This is a genomic window from Micromonospora sp. II (assembly GCF_001709195.1).
GTDB lineage: Bacteria > Actinomycetota > Actinomycetes > Mycobacteriales > Micromonosporaceae > Micromonospora > Micromonospora chalcea.
Window position 1 is genome coordinate 20,903 of record NZ_LYXF01000017.1, and the last position, 15,890, is coordinate 36,792.

Annotated in this window: 17 protein-coding genes; 13 read left to right on the top strand and 4 right to left on the bottom strand. The window is 73.1% G+C overall.

What is annotated here, in order from left to right; all coding sequences use genetic code 11:
- Positions 1–74: 74 nt before the first annotated feature.
- Positions 75–1,193: a glycerophosphodiester phosphodiesterase gene (locus tag A8711_RS09810; RefSeq protein WP_043328144.1), complete on the top strand. Its 1,119-nt coding sequence runs from the start codon at positions 75–77 to the stop codon at positions 1,191–1,193.
- Positions 1,194–1,453: 260 nt separating this feature from the next.
- Here A8711_RS09810 and A8711_RS09815 read toward each other — a convergent pair whose 3' ends face one another.
- Entirely contained in the window at positions 1,454–1,681 is a 228-nt protein-coding gene (locus A8711_RS09815; protein WP_069088015.1) for a GntR family transcriptional regulator, read from the bottom strand.
- Between the two features lie 283 nt (positions 1,682–1,964).
- On the opposite strand from A8711_RS09815, the gene A8711_RS09820 reads away from it, so the two are divergent.
- The 11 genes from A8711_RS09820 to A8711_RS09870 all read left to right on the top strand — a co-directional run bounded on the left by A8711_RS09820 (position 1,965) and on the right by A8711_RS09870 (position 11,823).
- The gene (locus tag A8711_RS09820; protein ID WP_043328146.1) at positions 1,965–2,267 is read left to right on the top strand and encodes a DivIVA domain-containing protein; all 303 of its coding nucleotides are present in this window, start codon (positions 1,965–1,967) and stop codon (positions 2,265–2,267) included.
- Positions 2,264–2,509: a hypothetical protein gene (locus A8711_RS09825; RefSeq protein WP_069088016.1), complete on the top strand. Its 246-nt coding sequence runs from the start codon at positions 2,264–2,266 to the stop codon at positions 2,507–2,509. The genes A8711_RS09820 and A8711_RS09825 overlap by 4 nt, the downstream gene beginning before the upstream one ends.
- Positions 2,510–2,725: 216 nt before the next feature.
- Complete coding sequence (locus A8711_RS09830; protein WP_069088017.1) at positions 2,726–3,931, top strand: substrate-binding domain-containing protein; 1,206 nt, start codon at positions 2,726–2,728, stop codon at positions 3,929–3,931.
- A 3-nt stretch (positions 3,932–3,934) separates the two neighbouring features.
- Entirely contained in the window at positions 3,935–4,678 is a 744-nt protein-coding gene (locus A8711_RS09835) for an ABC transporter ATP-binding protein (protein WP_043328151.1), read from the top strand.
- The gene (locus tag A8711_RS09840) at positions 4,678–5,412 is read left to right on the top strand and encodes an ABC transporter ATP-binding protein (RefSeq protein WP_069088018.1); all 735 of its coding nucleotides are present in this window, start codon (positions 4,678–4,680) and stop codon (positions 5,410–5,412) included. Before A8711_RS09835 ends, A8711_RS09840 begins: the two co-directional genes overlap by 1 nt.
- Positions 5,409–6,299, top strand: coding sequence for a branched-chain amino acid ABC transporter permease (locus tag A8711_RS09845; RefSeq protein WP_069088019.1), 891 nt, complete (start codon positions 5,409–5,411; stop codon positions 6,297–6,299). The genes A8711_RS09840 and A8711_RS09845 overlap by 4 nt, the downstream gene beginning before the upstream one ends.
- Complete coding sequence (locus tag A8711_RS09850; RefSeq protein ID WP_069088020.1) at positions 6,296–7,405, top strand: branched-chain amino acid ABC transporter permease; 1,110 nt, start codon at positions 6,296–6,298, stop codon at positions 7,403–7,405. Before A8711_RS09845 ends, A8711_RS09850 begins: the two co-directional genes overlap by 4 nt.
- Before the next feature lie 119 nt (positions 7,406–7,524).
- Positions 7,525–8,274, top strand: a complete 750-nt coding sequence (locus A8711_RS09855; RefSeq protein ID WP_069088021.1) for an SDR family NAD(P)-dependent oxidoreductase — start codon at positions 7,525–7,527, stop codon at positions 8,272–8,274.
- Positions 8,275–8,321: 47 nt separating this feature from the next.
- Positions 8,322–10,442 carry a RecQ family ATP-dependent DNA helicase gene (locus tag A8711_RS09860; protein ID WP_069088022.1) on the top strand — a complete coding sequence of 707 codons (2,121 nt, stop codon included), beginning with the start codon at positions 8,322–8,324 and terminating at the stop codon, positions 10,440–10,442.
- A 123-nt stretch (positions 10,443–10,565) separates the two neighbouring features.
- Positions 10,566–10,796: a heavy-metal-associated domain-containing protein gene (locus A8711_RS09865; RefSeq protein WP_043328162.1), complete on the top strand. Its 231-nt coding sequence runs from the start codon at positions 10,566–10,568 to the stop codon at positions 10,794–10,796.
- Positions 10,789–11,823, top strand: coding sequence for a hypothetical protein (locus tag A8711_RS09870; RefSeq protein ID WP_069088023.1), 1,035 nt, complete (start codon positions 10,789–10,791; stop codon positions 11,821–11,823). The genes A8711_RS09865 and A8711_RS09870 overlap by 8 nt, the downstream gene beginning before the upstream one ends.
- Before the next feature lie 8 nt (positions 11,824–11,831).
- On the opposite strand, the gene A8711_RS09875 is transcribed toward A8711_RS09870, so the two are convergent.
- Complete coding sequence (locus A8711_RS09875) at positions 11,832–12,251, bottom strand: helix-turn-helix domain-containing protein (RefSeq protein WP_043328166.1); 420 nt, start codon at positions 12,249–12,251, stop codon at positions 11,832–11,834.
- Between the two features lie 192 nt (positions 12,252–12,443).
- Here A8711_RS09875 and A8711_RS09880 point away from each other — a divergent pair, with 192 nt between their 5' ends.
- Positions 12,444–12,872, top strand: a complete 429-nt coding sequence (locus A8711_RS09880; RefSeq protein ID WP_069088024.1) for a hypothetical protein — start codon at positions 12,444–12,446, stop codon at positions 12,870–12,872.
- Positions 12,873–12,880: 8 nt separating this feature from the next.
- On the opposite strand, the gene A8711_RS09885 is transcribed toward A8711_RS09880, so the two are convergent.
- On the bottom strand, positions 12,881–14,029 hold the full coding sequence (locus tag A8711_RS09885) for an SAM-dependent methyltransferase (protein WP_043328170.1): 1,149 nt from the start codon (positions 14,027–14,029) through the stop codon (positions 12,881–12,883).
- Positions 14,030–14,208: 179 nt separating this feature from the next.
- The gene (locus A8711_RS09890; RefSeq protein ID WP_069088025.1) at positions 14,209–15,861 is read right to left on the bottom strand and encodes a DEAD/DEAH box helicase; all 1,653 of its coding nucleotides are present in this window, start codon (positions 15,859–15,861) and stop codon (positions 14,209–14,211) included.
- Between the last annotated feature and the right edge of the window lie 29 nt (positions 15,862–15,890).

A 15,890-nucleotide genomic window follows, 5' to 3' on the forward strand; every position in this document is an offset into this window, starting at 1 on the left:
GGTCAGGAACCGACCAACTGGCGGTCAACCGCGCCCGGTCTGCTGTGCGTACCCATCGACGACAGGAGACGGCGTTGCGACGTACCCTTTCCGCCCTCGGCGTGGCCGGCGCGCTGCTCGCGGCGGCTGTGGTGGTGCCGGCCGTGGCCGCCCAGGCCGGCCCGGACCACCGCGCCGCCGAGCAGGCCCGCGCGACCCAGCGGCCGATCGTGATCGGCCACCGCGGCGCGAGCGGCTACCGCCCGGAGCACACCCTGGAGGCCTACCGGCTCGCCATCCGGCAGGGCGCCGACTTCATCGAACCGGACCTGGTCGCGACCAGGGACGGCGTCCTGGTCGCGCGGCACGAGAACGAGATCTCCGGTACGACAGACGTGGCCGCCCGCCCCGAGTTCGCCGCCCGCAAGGCCACGAAGACCATCGACGGGGTGACAGTCACCGGCTGGTTCACGGAGGACTTCACGCTGGCCGAGCTGAAGACGCTGCGGGCCAAGGAGCGGCTGCCGCAGGTGCGGGTCGCGAACACCGCGTTCGACGGCAGGTTCGAGATCCCGACCTTCCAGGAGGTCATCGACCTGGCACGGGCCGAGTCGAAGGCCCGGGGCCGGACCATCGGTGTCTACCCGGAGACCAAGCACCCCACCTACTTCGCCTCGATCGGCCGCCCGCTGGAGGAGCCGCTGGTGGCGGTGCTGCGCCGCAACCGGCTCACCCACCGCGCCGACCCGGTGTTCGTGCAGAGCTTCGAGACCGCCAACCTGCGCAAACTCGACAAGATGATCGACGTACGGCTGGTGCAGCTCATGGACGCCAGCGGCGCGCCCTACGACTTCGTCGCGGGCGGCGACAAGCGGACCTACGCGGACCTGGCCACGCCCGCCGGGCTGGCCTGGATCTCCCGGTACGCCGACGGCGTCGGCCTGAACAAGAACCTGATCGTGCCCCGGGACTCCGCCGGACGGCTGCTCGCGCCGACCCCGGTGATCCGCGACGCGCACCGGCAGAAGCTGGTGGTGCACGCGTGGACGTTCCGGGCCGAGAACCAGTTCCTGCCGGTGGACTTCCGCATCGGTGCCGACCCGAACGCGCGTGGCGACATCACATCCGAGTACGAGCTGTTCTTCGACCTGGGCCTGGACGGCGTGTTCAGCGACCACCCCGACACGGCGGTGGCCGCCCGAGCCGGCCGCTGACCCCTGCTCCTGTTCACGGGGTGCCCGCCGTTCCGGCGGGCACCCCGTTAGCGTGCCCGGGGTCCGTCGCGCTCGCCCGCGCCCGAGATCTTGGTACGAAACGGCCCCCCGAGGGGCCATCCCGTACCAAGATCTCGGGCCGCTCCATCGATCTTGGACTTGTGGTGCCTCGCGTAAGCCGCGAACCGGGCATCTGAGGCGCCACAACTCCAAGATCGGCGGGGCGGGGCGATGCCGCCACCTCGGCGTAGTGGAGTTGATCAGGCCGGCGGTTCGGCTACGTAGGTGCCTCGGCCGGGCTGGCCGGTGATCAGCTCGCGATCGTGCAGCAACGACATCGCACGGTAGGCCGTGTTCATGTGGACGCCGTAGGACTCGGCCAACTCGCGGGTCGAGGGCAGCCGGTCGCCCGGCTTCAGCTCGCCACTCTTGATCTTCGCGGCGATGTCGTTGGCGATACGGCGGAACGGTGCTTCTGCTGTGGGCATGGTGGGGACTCCGGTTGGTTCGGCGAATCCGATCCTGCCCTACCTGCACAAGTAACTGCAACAAGTTGCCCAGCGCGTCGAGAGTGGAGGCTCGCGCATAACCAGATACTGGTGTAGGTTGAGTCGCGTCCGGCTCCGGTTGGTTCGGCAAACCTCGGGAGTCGGACCCGGATTGGGCTCCGGGGTCGTACCGCCGAACGGGCTGCGGTCTCGGGGTCGGCGGCCCGCCCGCGTCCCCTGTCTGCGGGCGGGCCGCCTCCACGGCTCGGTGAGGAGGATCGGCGTGCGAAACGTGCTCAACCTGTTCCAGTCGGCGCGGCGTAACCGGACCCGGAGGCCGCCGAACCAGGGCTGGTACCGCTCGGAGTCGTGCCGGCCGCTGAGCGTCGGGCAGATCCGCGAGCGGAAGTTCCGCACCGTGCGGCACGGACTCGACCCGGCGGAGGTGCACGCCTTCCTCTACCGGGTGGCCGGTGACCTGGCGCTGGCCCGGCGCGACGCGTCCCGGTACGCCGAGGAGAACACCCGCATCAAGGCGGCGCTCAAGAGCTGGCAGTCCCGGTTCACGCCGGGCGCGCAGCGGTGAGCCGGGAGCGGTTCGTCGTACACCTGCCGGTTCTCGCGGCCGACCTCGACGGCGCGCGCGGGTTCGCGCGGGCCATCTGCCGGGCGCTCGGGTTCCTGGCCGACGTGGAGCGCGCCGGGACGACCGTGTCGCGGGAGGACGATCAGTCGGTACGCCACTGGGTCTGGTGCGACCGGCCGCGTGACGGTGGCCGGCGATGCGCACGGGCGGCCGACCATGACGGGGAATGCGGCGGGCGGTGACCGGCGCGCGATGGCGTGGGCCGACATTCCCGGCGAGGTGCGCGTGGTGGGTGCGGCCATCCCGGGTCGGCGCGGTTACGTGCCGATGTCCGGCGTTGTAACGAGCGGCCACCCTGTCCCGGGCACTTGTGTGCGCCGACCACATAGCCCGTGGGTGACGTCACTTCTAGCGTGAGCCGACAACTGACATTCCCCCTGTCCTCACCTGGAGTCGCAATGACGATCCGGCACACGCGACGGGTGTTCCTTACCGCCGCCACCTCGGTGGCGGTCGCTCTGGCCGCCACGGCCTGTGGCAGCCCGCAGGACACCGCATCCGGCGGCGGCGACGCCGCCGCCCCGGTCAAGGTCGGTCTGGTCTACTCCCAGTCCGGGCCGCTCGCCAGCTACGGCAAGCAGTACATCGAGGGCTTCAAGGCCGGCCTCGACTTCGCCACCAAGGGCACCGGCAAGGTCGGTGACCGCACGATCGAGGTGACCGAGGCCGACGACGCGGGCGACCCGGCCAAGGCCGTGTCCGCCGCGAAGGACCTGATCGGCAAGGGTACGAAGATCATCGCCGGGTCCACCTCCTCCGGGGTGGCGCTCCAGGTCGCGCCGATCGCCGCGCAGAACAAGGTGCTGTTCATCTCCGGCCCGGCCGCCACCGACGCGGTGACCGGCGCGAACAAGTACACGTTCCGCTCCGGCCGGCAGTCGTGGCAGGACGTGGTGACCGCCCGGTCGTTCATCGGAGACGCGGGCGGCAAGAAGGTAGTGGTGTTCGCGCAGGACGGCGCGTTCGGCGACGCGAACGAGGCCGCCGTCAAGGCCGTCATCGGGGGCGCCGGCGCGAACGTGAGCAGCGTCCGGGCACCGGCCAGCGCCACCGAGTTCACGCCGTTCGCCAGCCAGATCAAGGCCGCCAAGCCGGACCTGCTCTTCGTCGCCTGGGCCGGCACCACCGCCGGCGCCATGTGGCAGACGCTCGACCAGCAGGGCGTCCTCGCCTCCACCACCGTCGTCACCGGCCTGGACATCCGCGCCTCGTGGCCGACGTTCGGTGCGGCCGGCAGCAAGATCTCGTTCCTGTCGCACTACTTCGACGGCGCCAGCGACACCGAGGCCGCGAAGGCCGCGAAGGCGAAGGTGCCGGGCGGCACGCTCGATCTGTTCCACCCGGACGGGTTCGCCGCCGCGCAGATGGTCGTCCGGGCCGTGCAGGAAGGCGGCGACGACGTGGAGAAGATGGTCACCGCGCTGGAGGGCTGGGAGTTCGAGGGCGTCAAGGGCACCATGAAGATCCGCGCCGAGGACCACGCCCTGCTCCAGCCGATGTACCAGGCGAAGCTCTCCGGCAGCGGCACCACCTTCACGGCGACCGCGCAGAAGTCGCTCACCGGTGACGAGAGCGCGCCGCCGGTCGCGCAGATGAAGGGCTGACCGATGCTCGCCACCCGCGGTCTGACCTGGCGGATCGGTGAGGTCGCCATCGTCGACTCCGTCTACCTCGATCTGGCGCCGGGGGAGTTCCTCGGCGTGATCGGGCCCAACGGCGCCGGCAAGACCTCCCTGTTCAACCTGATCACCGGCCTGCGCCGGCCCACCGAGGGCACGGTCCTGCTGGACGGCGCGGACATCACCGCGCTTGCGCCGCACCGGCGTGCCCGGCTCGGACTGGGGCGTACCTTCCAGGCGTCCTCGGTCTTCGGCTCGCTGAGCGTGCGGGAGAACGTCCGGCTCGCCGTACAGGCACACCGGGGTGGCTCGATGAAGCTGTGGCGGCGGGCGGCGGCCGACCGGGAGGTGGCCGCCGCCGCCGACGCGGCGCTCGACCGGGTCGGCCTGCACCACAGGGGTACGGCGCTCGCCGGCACCCTGGCCCACGGCGAGAAGCGCAAGCTGGAGATCGCGCTGCTGCTCGCCGGGGAGCCCCGGGTGATGCTGCTGGACGAGCCGATGGCCGGGGTGAGCGCCGAGGACGTGCCCGAGCTGGTCAGCGTGATCAAGTCGCTGACCGGGGACAGCGGCCGGGCGGTGCTCATGGTGGAACACCACATGGACGTGATCCTGGAACTGGCCGACCGGATCGCCGTGATGCACCACGGCGCGCTGCTGGCGTGCGACACCCCGGAGACGGTGATGGCGAACGCCACAGTGCAGGAGGCGTACCTGGGGGAGGCGCTCTGATGACCGAACCTGTCCTGTCCGTGGCGGACCTGTCCGTGCGGATCGCCGGGCTGCACATCCTCCAGGGCGTGTCGTTCGAGGTCGCGCCGACCGGCGTGACGGTGCTGCTCGGGCGCAACGGCGTCGGCAAGACCACCACGCTGCGCGCGATCGTCGGGCTGACGCCGCGCGGCGGCGAGGTGCGCGGCAGCGTACGCATGGGGGCGCGCAGCCTGCTCGCCCGCCCCACCCACCGGCTGGTCCGCGACGGCCTCGGCTACGTGCCGGAGGACCGCTGCGTCTTCGCCGGGCTCACCGTCGCGGAGAACCTGCGGCTCGCGGAACGGCGCGGCGTTGCGCCCGCGTACGACAAGGTCTTCTCGCTCTTCCCGGAGCTGGAGCGGCGCGGACGGCAACGGGCCGGCTCGCTGTCCGGCGGGCAGCAGCAGATGCTCGCGATCGGCCGGGTGCTGCTCAACGACAACCGGCTGCTGCTCGTCGACGAGCCGACGAAAGGGCTGGCGCCGAAGGTGGTGACCGAAGTGGCCGAGGTGCTGGAACGGGTCGCGGAATCCGTGCCGGTGCTGCTGGTCGAGCAGAACCTGGCGGTGGTACGGCGGCTGGCGACCGACGCGGTGGTGCTCTCCGCCGGCAAGGTCGCCTGGACCGGTGACGCCCAGGAGTTGCTGCTGGAGACCGCGTTGACGAAGTCGTTGCTCGGTGTGGGTTCTGGTTCCGGGGAGGTGCACGCGTGAACACCGTGGTCCTGCTGACGCTGACCGGGCTGGGCCTGGCGGCGCTCTACTTCCTCGTCGCCTCCGGCCTGTCCCTGGTGTTCGGCCTCGCCGACGTGCTCAACTTCGCGCACGGGCTGTTCCTCGGCGTGGGCGCGTACGCGACGTGGTGGGCCTCGGGCAACCTGCCCGGCGCCGGACCGGACGGGTTCGGCTTCGTGCTCGCCGTCGTCTTCGGCGTGCTGGCCGGTTCGCTCGTCGCCGTGCTGGTGGAGCTGGTGCTGATCCGGCCGCTCTACTCCCGCACCATCGAGCAGGTGCTCGTCACYGTCGGCCTGTCGCTGGCCGGGGTGGCGCTGCTCCAGGCCACCTGGGGCGCCGACCCGCGACCGTTCCCGCGCCCGGAGTGGAGCCGGAACGTGACGTCGGTGCTCGGCGCGCAGGTGCCGAACGCCGGGCTGCTGCTGATCGTCGCCGCCGTCGTGGTGCTCGGCGCGTTGCTGGCGTTCCTGCGCTGGACCCGGTACGGCCTGATCATCCGGGCCGGGGTGGAGAACCGGGAGATGGTGACGGCGCTCGGCATCGACGTGCGCAAGGCGTTCACGCTGGTCTTCGCGATCGGCGGGGCCGCCGCCGCGCTGGCCGGCGCGCTCGGCGGCGTCTACTTCGGCACCGTCTCGCCGGGGCAGGGCGGCTCACTGCTGATCTTCGCGTTCATCGTGGTGGTGATCGGCGGGATGGGCTCGGTGGTCGGGTCCGCGTACGCGGCAGTCGCGGTGGGGCTGCTGCAACAGTTCGTCAACTACTACGGCACGTCCGGGCTGGGCGACCTGTGCGTGGTCGGTCTGCTCGCCGTGGTGCTGCTGCTGCGTCCGCAGGGCCTGGCCGGAAAGGTGGCTCACGCATGACCAACTCGGTGGTCGACGCGCCTCCGGCGCAGGTGCCCGACGAACTGACCCCCGGGCGTTCCCGCTGGCACGGCCTGCGTCCGTACCTGCCGTTGGTGGCCCTGGTGGTGGCGGCGATCCTGCCGTACTCGACGCTGAACCTGCCCGGGGTCTTCGAGGGGCCGCTGAACTCGCCGGGCACGCTGCAACTGCTCGCCATCTGCCTGGTGTTCGGCGGGCTCGCGGCCGGATACGACCTGCTGTTCGGGCGGACCGGAATGCTCTCCTTCGGCCACGCCCTCTACTTCGCCGCCGGCGTGTACGGCACCGACATCCTGGTCACCAAGGCCGGGCTGCCGCTGTGGCAGGCCGCCGTGCTCACGGTGATCGGCGGGACCACGCTCGCCGCGCTGCTCGGCGCGGTGGCGCTGCGCACCGTCGGTATCGCGTTCGCCATGGTGACGCTGGCGTTCGCGCAGGTCGGGGCGATCCTGGTGGCCCGCGACTTCGGCGGCCTCACCGGTGGCGAGGAGGGCCTGCCGCTGGACGTGTCGGGGCTGCCGGCTGCCTTGGTGGGCGTCACCAACACGGTGAACCTGTACTGGCTGGCGCTGGCGTACCTGGCCATGGTGGTCCTGGTCGTGCACCGGGTCAGCGCCTCGCCGACCGGGCGGGTGCTGGCCGGTCTGCGCGACGACGAGCGGCGGATCGGGGTGCTCGGGCTCGACCCGTACCGGTTCAAGCTGGTCGCGTTCACGCTCGCGGGCGGGCTCGCGTCGGCCGGTGGGGTGGTCTACGTGCTGATCGTCGGCGGCGCCAGCCCGCACATCACCTCGTCGGAGCTGACGCTGTCGCTGCTGGTCATGGTGGTGCTCGGTGGCCCCGGTACGCGATGGGGGCCGGTGCTGGGCGGCGTCCTCTACATGTACCTGGACCACCGGCTCACCGCGTTCGGCAGCAGCGACGCGGTGAACAGCCTGCCCGCGTTCCTCAGTCACCCGCTGAGCCAGCCGCTGTTCGTCCTGGGCACGGTGTTCATCCTGGCCGTCTACTTCTTCCCCGGCGGCCTGGCCAGCCTGCGCTCCCGCGTGACCCCCCTCCTGAAGGCCCTCCACCGCCCCCGCTGACCTCCGGCCCCCTCCCTCCACCCCGTTGATCAAGGAGTTTGTGTCCTGATTTCGCGGTTAGGATGACGCAAACTCCTTGATCAACGGGGAGAGGTGGGGAGCGGGGAAGGGGAGCGGTCATGGGGGAGCGGCGGCTGGCTGTGGTCAGTGGGGGTGGGACCGGGATCGGGGCTGCCGTGGCGCGGGGGCTCGTCGGGGACGGATTCGACGTTCTCGTGGTGGGGCGGCGGGGGGACGTGCTCGACGCCGCCGCGCGGCGGATCTCTGACGAGAGCGGGCGGGACGGGGCGGTCACGGCCGTCGTCGCCGACCTGACCGATCCGGGGCAGGTCGGCGCGGTCGTGGACGCCGTGGGTGAGCGCGCCGTGGACGCCGTCGTCAACAACGCCGGTGGATTCCTGGGCGGGTCCACCGACTCGCTCGACGGGGTGGCGGACTGGTGGCGGGCCAACCTGGACGCCAACGTGCTCACCGCCGTACTGCTCACCGAGGCGCTGCTGCCCGCCCTGCGCCGCCCCGGCGGCCGGGTTGTCCTGCTCAGCTCGATCGCCGCGCAGCGCGGCGGCGGCGGGCCGTACTCGGCAGCGAAGGCTGCGCTGCACGGCTGGGCGTACGACCTGGCCGCCCAACTCGGCCCGGACCAGATCACCGTCAACGTGGTCAGCCCTGGCTACGTGGCCGAGACCGAGTTCTTCGGCGACCGGATGACGCCCGAGGGGCACGCCAAGCGCGTCGCCGCCACGCTCGTCGGCCGGGCCGGTGTGCCGGACGACATCGCGGCGGCGGTCAGCTACCTGGTCGGCCCGTCCGCCGGGTACGTCACCGGGCAGGTGCTCGGCGTCAACGGCGGTTCCGTACTCGGCCGCTGACACGCGGAAGGGACGGCGGCCCCCGCCGCTCCTGGTAGAAATGCCGGATGAGCCAGGATCGGACGGCCGTACGGGAACGCGCCGAAGCGGTGCTGCGGCGGCTGGCGGGTGACCACGCCCGGCTGCGCGAGGACCAGTGGCGGGCCATCGAGGCGCTGGTGGTCGACCGGCGGCGGGTGCTCTGCGTGCAGCGCACCGGCTGGGGCAAGTCGGCCGTCTACTTCGTGGCGACCGCGCTGCTGCGCGAGGGCAACCGGCACGGGCCGACGGTGATCGTCTCGCCGCTGCTGGCGCTGATGCGCAACCAGGTCGAGTCGGCCGCCCGCGCCGGCATCCGGGCCCGCACCATCAACTCGGCGAACCTGGACGAGTGGGACGAGATCACCACCGAGATCCACGCCGGGGCGGTCGACGTGCTGCTGATCAGCCCGGAGCGGCTGAACAACCCGGACTTCCGCGACGGCGTACTGCCGAAGCTCGCCGCCACCACCGGGCTGCTGGTGGTGGACGAGGCGCACTGCGTCTCCGACTGGGGGCACGACTTCCGCCCCGACTACCGGCGGCTGCGGACGTTCCTGGCCAACCTGCCCGAGCGCACGCCGGTGCTCGCCACCACCGCCACCGCCAACGCCCGGGTCACGCAGGACGTGGCCGAGCAACTCGGTGACGCGCTGGTGCTGCGGGGCACGCTGGACCGGGAGTCGCTGCGCCTGGGCGTACTCGACCTGCCGAGCCCGGCCCACCGCCTGGCCTGGCTGGCCGACCACCTGGACCGGCTCCCCGGCTCGGGGATCGTCTACACGCTCACCGTCGCGGCGGCCACCGAGACGGCCGACTTCCTGCGCGGCCGGGGCTGGTCGGTCGCCTCCTACACCGGGCAGGCCGAGGACGCCGACCGGCGGGCCGCCGAACAGGACCTGCTCGACAACAAGATCAAGGCGCTGGTCGCCACCAGCGCGCTCGGCATGGGCTTCGACAAGCCCGACCTCGGCTTCGTGGTGCACCTGGGCGCGCCGCCGTCGCCGATCGCCTACTACCAGCAGGTCGGCCGCGCCGGCCGGGCCGTCGAGCACGCCGAGGTGCTGCTCCTGCCCGGCGTGGAGGACGCGGCCATCTGGCGGTACTTCGCCTCGCTCGCCTTCCCGCCCGAGGAACAGGTCCGCGCCGTGCTGGCCGCGCTGGACACCGAGCGGCCGATCTCCACCCAGGCCCTCGAACCGGTGGTCGACCTGCGCCGGGCCCGGCTGGAGCTGATGCTCAAGGTGCTCGACGTGGACGGCGTGGTCCGCCGGGTGCGCGGCGGCTGGCTCGCCACCGGCGAGCCGTGGGTCTACGACGAGGCCCGGTTGCGGCGCGTCGCCGACGCGCGCGCCGCCGAGCAGCGGGCCATGCGGGAGTACGCGTCGACGTCCGGCTGCCGCATGCGCTACCTGCGGGAAGGGCTGGACGACACCGGGGCGGCCGACTGCGGGCGGTGCGACAACTGCGCCGGCCCGCTGTTCGAGGCAGCCGTCTCCGACGAGGCGCTGACCGCCGCGCAGACGTTCCTCGGGCGCCCCGGCGTGCCGATCCCGCCGAAGAAGCTCTGGCCGACCGGGTTGGACGCGGTCGGCGTACCCCTGAAGGGCCGCATCCCCCCGGCGGAGCAGGCGCTGCCCGGCCGGGCCGTGGGACGCCTCTCCGACCTGGGGTGGGGCGGGCGGCTGCGCGGGCTGGTCGGGCCGGAGGCGCCTGACGGCCCGGTGCCCGACGACGTGGTGGCGGCCGTGGTCGAGGTGCTGAAGGCGTGGGCGCACGGCGACGACCCGTGGCCCCGGCGGCCGGTGGGCGTGGTGGCGGTCGGCTCGCGGACGCGACCGCTGCTGGTGGGCTCGCTGGCCGAGCGGATCGCCGCCGTGGGCCGGCTGCCGCTGCTCGGCCACGTCGTCCCGGCCGGTCCGACCGCCGCCGGCGGGCCGCGCGGCAACAGCGCCCAGCGGGTACGCACGCTGCACGACGCCTTCCGCCTGCCGGACGAGCTGGCCGACGCGCTGCCGGGGCTGGACGGGCCGGTGCTGCTGGTGGACGACCTGGTCGACTCGGGCTGGACCATGGCCATGGTGGCGCGGCTGCTGCGCCGGGCCGGCGCGCCGGACGTGCTGCCGCTGGCGCTCGCGGTGGCCGCCTGACCCGTCGCGTCCGCGTGACAGGTCCCGGCCGTCGAAAAGTTCCCGGCGCGGCCGGAATGCGAGCGTCGCCACCGTCGGCGGACCGTCGGCGGAGCCGCAGGTGACCGGCGGTACCGTGGGGTCATGACCGAGCAGCTACCCGTCGTCCAGACGTATGCCGTGACCGGGATGACCTGCGAACACTGCGTCCGGGCGGTGACCGAGGAGCTGTCCGCGCTGCCCGGCGTCGAGGAGGTCCGGATCGATCTGGCCGGTGGCACCGCCACCGTCACCAGTGACGCCCCGCTGGCGGTCGAGTCGGTCCGTGCCGCCGTGGACGAGGCGGGTTACGAGCTGGTCGGCGGCGGTGCCTGAGTCGTCGTCCGGCACGTCCGGCACCGGCGTCGTCCCCGACGACGCCGTGGCCGGCGCGACACCGCCCCGCGCCGGGGTGGCCGCGGGCGGCCCGGTCGCGGTGGATCGGGAGACGCTGCGGTTGGCCCTGGTGGTGGGCGGGCTCGTGCTCGCCGTGCTGCTCGGGTTCGGGCTCGGCCGGATGAACGCGCCCGCCGACCCGGCGCGGCCCGCAGCCACGGCGAGCGGGGCCACCACGGGCGACGGCGGCATGCACGCCCACGCGCCCGGCACCGGCGCGCACTCCCACGACGGCGCCACCGTCACCCAGGGCGGCGGCGACGGCGCGGCCGGGCTGTCGATCACCTCGGCCGGTTACACGCTGGTCCCGTCGAACGCCGAGCTGACCGCCGGCCGCGCCGGTGAGCTGCGCTTCCAGATCCGCGACGACAAGCGCCGCGCGGTCACCCGGTTCGCCGTGGTGCACGACAAGCCGATGCATGTGATCGTGGTGCGCCGTGACCTGAGCGGTTACCTGCACCTGCACCCCACGATGGCCGCCGACGGCACCTGGTCGGTGCCGCTCGGGCCGATCGAGGCGGGCTCCTGGCGGATGTACGCGGACTTCACCGCCGTCGCCGACGACGGTGGACAGGTCGCCGTGGTGCTCGGCGCCGACCTGGCCGCGCCCGGCGCGTACCGGCCCCGGCCGTTGCCCGCCGCCGCGACGTCGGCCACCGTCGACGGGTTCACCGCCGCGTACACGGGCACCCCGGAGGTGGGACGCTCGGTGCCGCTGCGGTTCCGGATCACCGGCGCGGACGGCGCGGCAGCGCCGCTTCAGCCGTACCTCGGCGCGTTCGGGCACCTGGTCGCGCTGCGCGAGGGCGACCTCGGTTACCTGCACGTACACCCGGAGCCGGTGCGCGACGGCGACGAGGTGACGTTCTGGCTGACCGCGCCGGGGCCGGGCAACTACCGGATGTTCCTGGACTTCCAGGTCGGCGGCGTGGTGCGGACCGCCGAGTTCACGCTGACGGTGGCCTGAGCCCTCGGTCAGCCGGCGCGGCGGACCGGGCGGCGGGCCAGGTAGCGGAGCAGATCGCGGATGTGGTGCTTCTCCTCGGCGGGCACGCTCGGGTCGGCCAGCCGGTCCAGGATCACCCGCACGTCGGCCTCCACCGGACCCTCCTCGGCACCTCGGCGGCGCGGCACCGGCCCGGCGTCGGGCAGGCCCAGCGCGCGGAACGCGGCCGCCACGGGCAGGTCGAGAGCGGCGCAGAAGCCGCGCACCTTGGCGAGTTCGGGGTAGTCCTGCCAGTCGCCGGCCAGCCAGCGGAACACCGTCGAGCGGCCGACTCCGGTGTGGGTGGCCAGATCGGTGACCGTCCAGCCGCGTTCCTCGCGCGCGTCGTCGATGGCCCGGCGTACGAAGCGCGCGAAGGCCATCTGCGGCGAAACGTCTGCCGAACCCATCCCTGTCGGATCTGCCCCTCCCGCCGGTGGCCCGGCTCTGCCGATCGAGCCTAGTACGCCGGGGCGCAGAAGTAACTGACTGATCGGTCCGGAGATCTCGTCGGCGGGACTCGGTGAATGCGGAAGCTTGCTTCGGGTAATGCGCTTCGGGTAATAGGCTGAGTGAACCCTGAGAATCGATGGAGGAGAAGCATGGCCGAGCCGGACCGTCCCGTACCGCATCGCCCCGGCGCGGTGAGCCTCTTCTTCGTGGCCAAGGCCGCGTTGTTCGCTCTCGGCTTCTGGATCTGGCTGCTGGTGCTGGCGGTACGCGGTGGCGAGGCGACCGGCGTACACCTGATCGCCGCGACCGGCGCGATCTGCACCACGCTGGCCTCGGTCGTGTTGGGAGCGCGGATGGCGTTGCAGCGCAACGCCGCCCTCCGGCATGCCGAGCTGAAGCGGATGCTCGTGGACATCTCGTGGAACGCCTTCGCCGCCGCCGGCAACGCCGAGCAGCTCGGCGGGAAGGTGGTGCCGTTCCCGACCGCGGCCGAGGACGGCGAGCGGCCCGCCAACCGTGGTGAGCGCGTGTCTGTGCTGGACCGGGGCGATCGCAACCGGGGCGACCGGGGGCGGTAGCGCGCCCCTCAGGCCCGCTCCGCCAGCAGCGTCTCCAGCCGGGGCGTCACGCCCCACTGGCCGACCAGCTCGCGATACTCGGCGCGCTGCCCGTCGGTCGGCGCTCCGGCCGTCCGGCGTGCCCGGATGAGCAGGTTGCGCGGCGTGTGCTGGGAGTCGACGAACTCCACCACCTCGGCGCGGTACCCGTGCAGGCGCAGCAGACCGGCCCGCAGCGCGTCGGTCAGCACGTCGGCGAACCGCTCCCGGAGGATGCCCTGCCGGGTCAGCAGCTCGTACGGTCCCGGCGCCGGGCGGGCCCGGAGCTGGGCGGCCAGGTCGTGGTGGCAGCAGGGCGCGGCGAGCACCCAGCGGGCGTCCCAGCGCACCGCCCGGGCCAGCGCCTCGTCGGTGGCGGTGTCGCAGGCGTGCAGCGCGAGCACCAGGTCCGGCGCCGGTTCGACGGGCGCCTCGGCGATGGTGCCGGCCACGAAGCTGACCCGGTCGGCCCAGCCCAGCCGCTCGGCCAGCTCGGTGTTGCGGCGGCGCTGGTCCTCGCGTACGTCCACGCCGACGAGTGTCACGTCCAGGCCGCGCCGCAGCAGGTAGCGGTAGGCGGCGAAGGTCAGGTACGCGTTGCCGCAGCCCAGGTCCACCACCCGCAGCGCGCCGGTGAGGTCGTCGGGCAGCGTCGCGGCCAGCGCGCGCAGGAACGCGTCGACCTGCCGGCGTTTGGCCGCCGAGCCGCCGATCTCCTTGAAGAGGGGATCACCCGGGTCGAGCAGCCACTCCTTGGCCCGGTCGTGCCGCTCCGGCTCGCCGGCGGTACGGCTGGCCGCCGCGCGGTGCACCTGCGCCTCACCGGACTTCGTCACCCGGAGCTGGATCGTGGCGTCGGCGGTCTCGACGTGCCAGTTGCCGAACGGCTCGGCGAGCAGTTCGTCCACCGCGGCGTCGGCCTCGGCTCCCGGCGCCACGTTGCGGGTGTGCGGCCGTGACCCGTCGGAAGTGGCGATCTGCAACCGGGGGCCGCTCTTGAGCGCGACCGGGCGCAGTTCCGCGCGTACCACCGAGGGACGCTGCCCACGACGCCGCCCGGCGGCCACCGCCCGGGTCAGCCCCGGCGCGAGCAGCAGCGTCCGTACCTCGGCGAGCGCCGATTCCAGCGCTTCCGGCATCCCTACCTACCTCTCCAGTTCTCCACCCACCCCGCCGACCTGGTCGATCATGAGGTTGGCCGTACGTGAGCACGGCGTGTCGCGCCGTCAACTTCATGATCACCGCGTGGGTCCGGCGGTCGTGGGACGGGGACGGCCTCCGGGACCGGGGTCCGGGAGGCCGTTTCCGTTGGTGTTCGTCAGTCGGCGTTGCTGGCTTCGGCGGGCGCGCCGGTGCTGCCGCTGCGGCGGCGACGACGGCGACGCGGCTTGCTCGCCGTCTCACCCTCCGCGGCCTGCGGTGCGGCGGGGGCCTCGGTCGAGCCCTCGGTGCTGATCACCGCGGTCGGCTCGCCGGCCACCGTCTCGCCGGCCCGGCGACGCCGCCGCCGACGCGGCGTACGGGTCGCCTCGCCGTCCCCGGCCTCGGCCTGCCCGGCGGGCGCGTCCCCGCCGTCGCTGGTACGGCCCCGACCGCGGTCACCACGGTCGCCGCGCTCGCGGCCCCGGCTGTCACCCCGACGCGCGCCCCGGCGTGCCCGGCCGCCGCCACCCAGGTCCTCCTCGACCTCGGCGGACAGGCCGGCGCGGGTGCGCTCGGCGGTCGGCAGCGTGCCGCTGACGTCGGTGGGGATGGCCAGGTCGGTGTAGAGGTGCGCGGAGGTGTGGTACGTCTCCGGCGGCTCGGGCATGTCCAGCCCGAGCGTCTTGTCGATGATCCGCCAGCGGGGCATGTCGTCCCAGTCGACGAACGTCACCGCGACACCCGTGGCCCCGGCCCGGCCGGTACGGCCGATGCGGTGGGTGTAGGTGTCCTGGTCCTCGGGGCAGTCGTAGTTGATCACGTGCGTGACGCCGGTGACGTCGATGCCCCGGGCCGCCACGTCGGTCGCGACCAGCGTGTCGATCTTGCCGGCGCGGAACGCCCGCAGCGCCCGCTCCCGCGCGCCCTGGCCGAGATCGCCGTGCACGGCGGCCACGGCGAAACCACGGAAGTCGAGATCCTCGGCGACCCGGTCGGCGGCCCGCTTCGTACGGGTGAAGATCATGGTCAGGCCACGGCCCTCCGCCTGGAGGATGCGCGCCACGATCTCGACCTTGTTCAGCGAGTGCGTGCGGTACGCGAGCTGCGTGGTCTGCGGGGACGGGCCGGTCTCGGCGGTGTGCCCGGCGTGGATCGTCACCGGCCGGCGCAGGAACCGCCGCGACAGCGCGACGATCGGGTCCGGCATGGTGGCCGAGAACAGCATGGTCTGCCGGTCCTCCGGCAGCATCGCCAGGATCTTCTCGACGTCGTCCAGGAAGCCCAGGTCGAGCATGCGGTCGGCCTCGTCGAGGACGAGCGCGCGGACCCGGTCGAGCCGCAGGTGCTTCTGCTTCTGCAGGTCCAGCAGGCGGCCGGGGGTGCCGACCAGGATCTCGACGCCCCTGCGCAGCGCCTCGATCTGCGGCTCGTACGCCACGCCGCCGTAGATCGGCAGCACCCGGACGCCCCGGGTGCGACCGGCGGCGTCGAGGTCCTTGGCGACCTGGATGCCCAGCTCACGGGTGGGTACGACGACGAGCGCCTGCGGGACGCCGTCGCTGCCCTCGGACGGGGCGAACACGCGCTCCAGCAGCGGGATGCCGAAGCCGAGCGTCTTGCCGGTGCCGGTCGGGGCCTGCCCGATCAGGTCGACGCCGCGCAGCGCGATCGGCAGCGCGTACTCCTGGATGGCGAAGGCGCGGGTGATGCCGGCGGCGGCCAGCGCCTCGACGGTTTCCTGCCGCGCGCCGAGCGCGGCGAACGTGGGTGCCTCCGGCGGGACCGGAGCGGTGGGGGCCAGTGGCTGGCCGGAAATCTGGTCGCTCATGTGGATGTGGGGGTGCCCTCTCGTGGTGC

What these genes read in the sequence shown, in the direction of transcription:
- A8711_RS09855 (WP_069088021.1), top strand. Translation starts at nt 7,525, where the DNA reads ATGGGGGAGCGGCGGCTGGCTGTGGTCAGTGGGGGTGGGACCGGGATC.
- A8711_RS09835 (WP_043328151.1), top strand. Translation starts at nt 3,935, where the DNA reads ATGCTCGCCACCCGCGGTCTGACCTGGCGGATCGGTGAGGTCGCCATC.
- A8711_RS09880 (WP_069088024.1), top strand. Translation starts at nt 12,444, where the DNA reads ATGGCCGAGCCGGACCGTCCCGTACCGCATCGCCCCGGCGCGGTGAGC.
- A8711_RS09885 (WP_043328170.1), bottom strand. Translation starts at nt 14,029, where the DNA reads ATGCCGGAAGCGCTGGAATCGGCGCTCGCCGAGGTACGGACGCTGCTG.
- A8711_RS09840 (WP_069088018.1), top strand. Translation starts at nt 4,678, where the DNA reads ATGACCGAACCTGTCCTGTCCGTGGCGGACCTGTCCGTGCGGATCGCC.
- A8711_RS09830 (WP_069088017.1), top strand. Translation starts at nt 2,726, where the DNA reads ATGACGATCCGGCACACGCGACGGGTGTTCCTTACCGCCGCCACCTCG.
- A8711_RS09815 (WP_069088015.1), bottom strand. Translation starts at nt 1,681, where the DNA reads ATGCCCACAGCAGAAGCACCGTTCCGCCGTATCGCCAACGACATCGCC.
- A8711_RS09875 (WP_043328166.1), bottom strand. Translation starts at nt 12,251, where the DNA reads ATGGGTTCGGCAGACGTTTCGCCGCAGATGGCCTTCGCGCGCTTCGTA.
- A8711_RS09860 (WP_069088022.1), top strand. Translation starts at nt 8,322, where the DNA reads ATGAGCCAGGATCGGACGGCCGTACGGGAACGCGCCGAAGCGGTGCTG.
- A8711_RS09850 (WP_069088020.1), top strand. Translation starts at nt 6,296, where the DNA reads ATGACCAACTCGGTGGTCGACGCGCCTCCGGCGCAGGTGCCCGACGAA.
- A8711_RS09865 (WP_043328162.1), top strand. Translation starts at nt 10,566, where the DNA reads ATGACCGAGCAGCTACCCGTCGTCCAGACGTATGCCGTGACCGGGATG.
- A8711_RS09890 (WP_069088025.1), bottom strand. Translation starts at nt 15,861, where the DNA reads ATGAGCGACCAGATTTCCGGCCAGCCACTGGCCCCCACCGCTCCGGTC.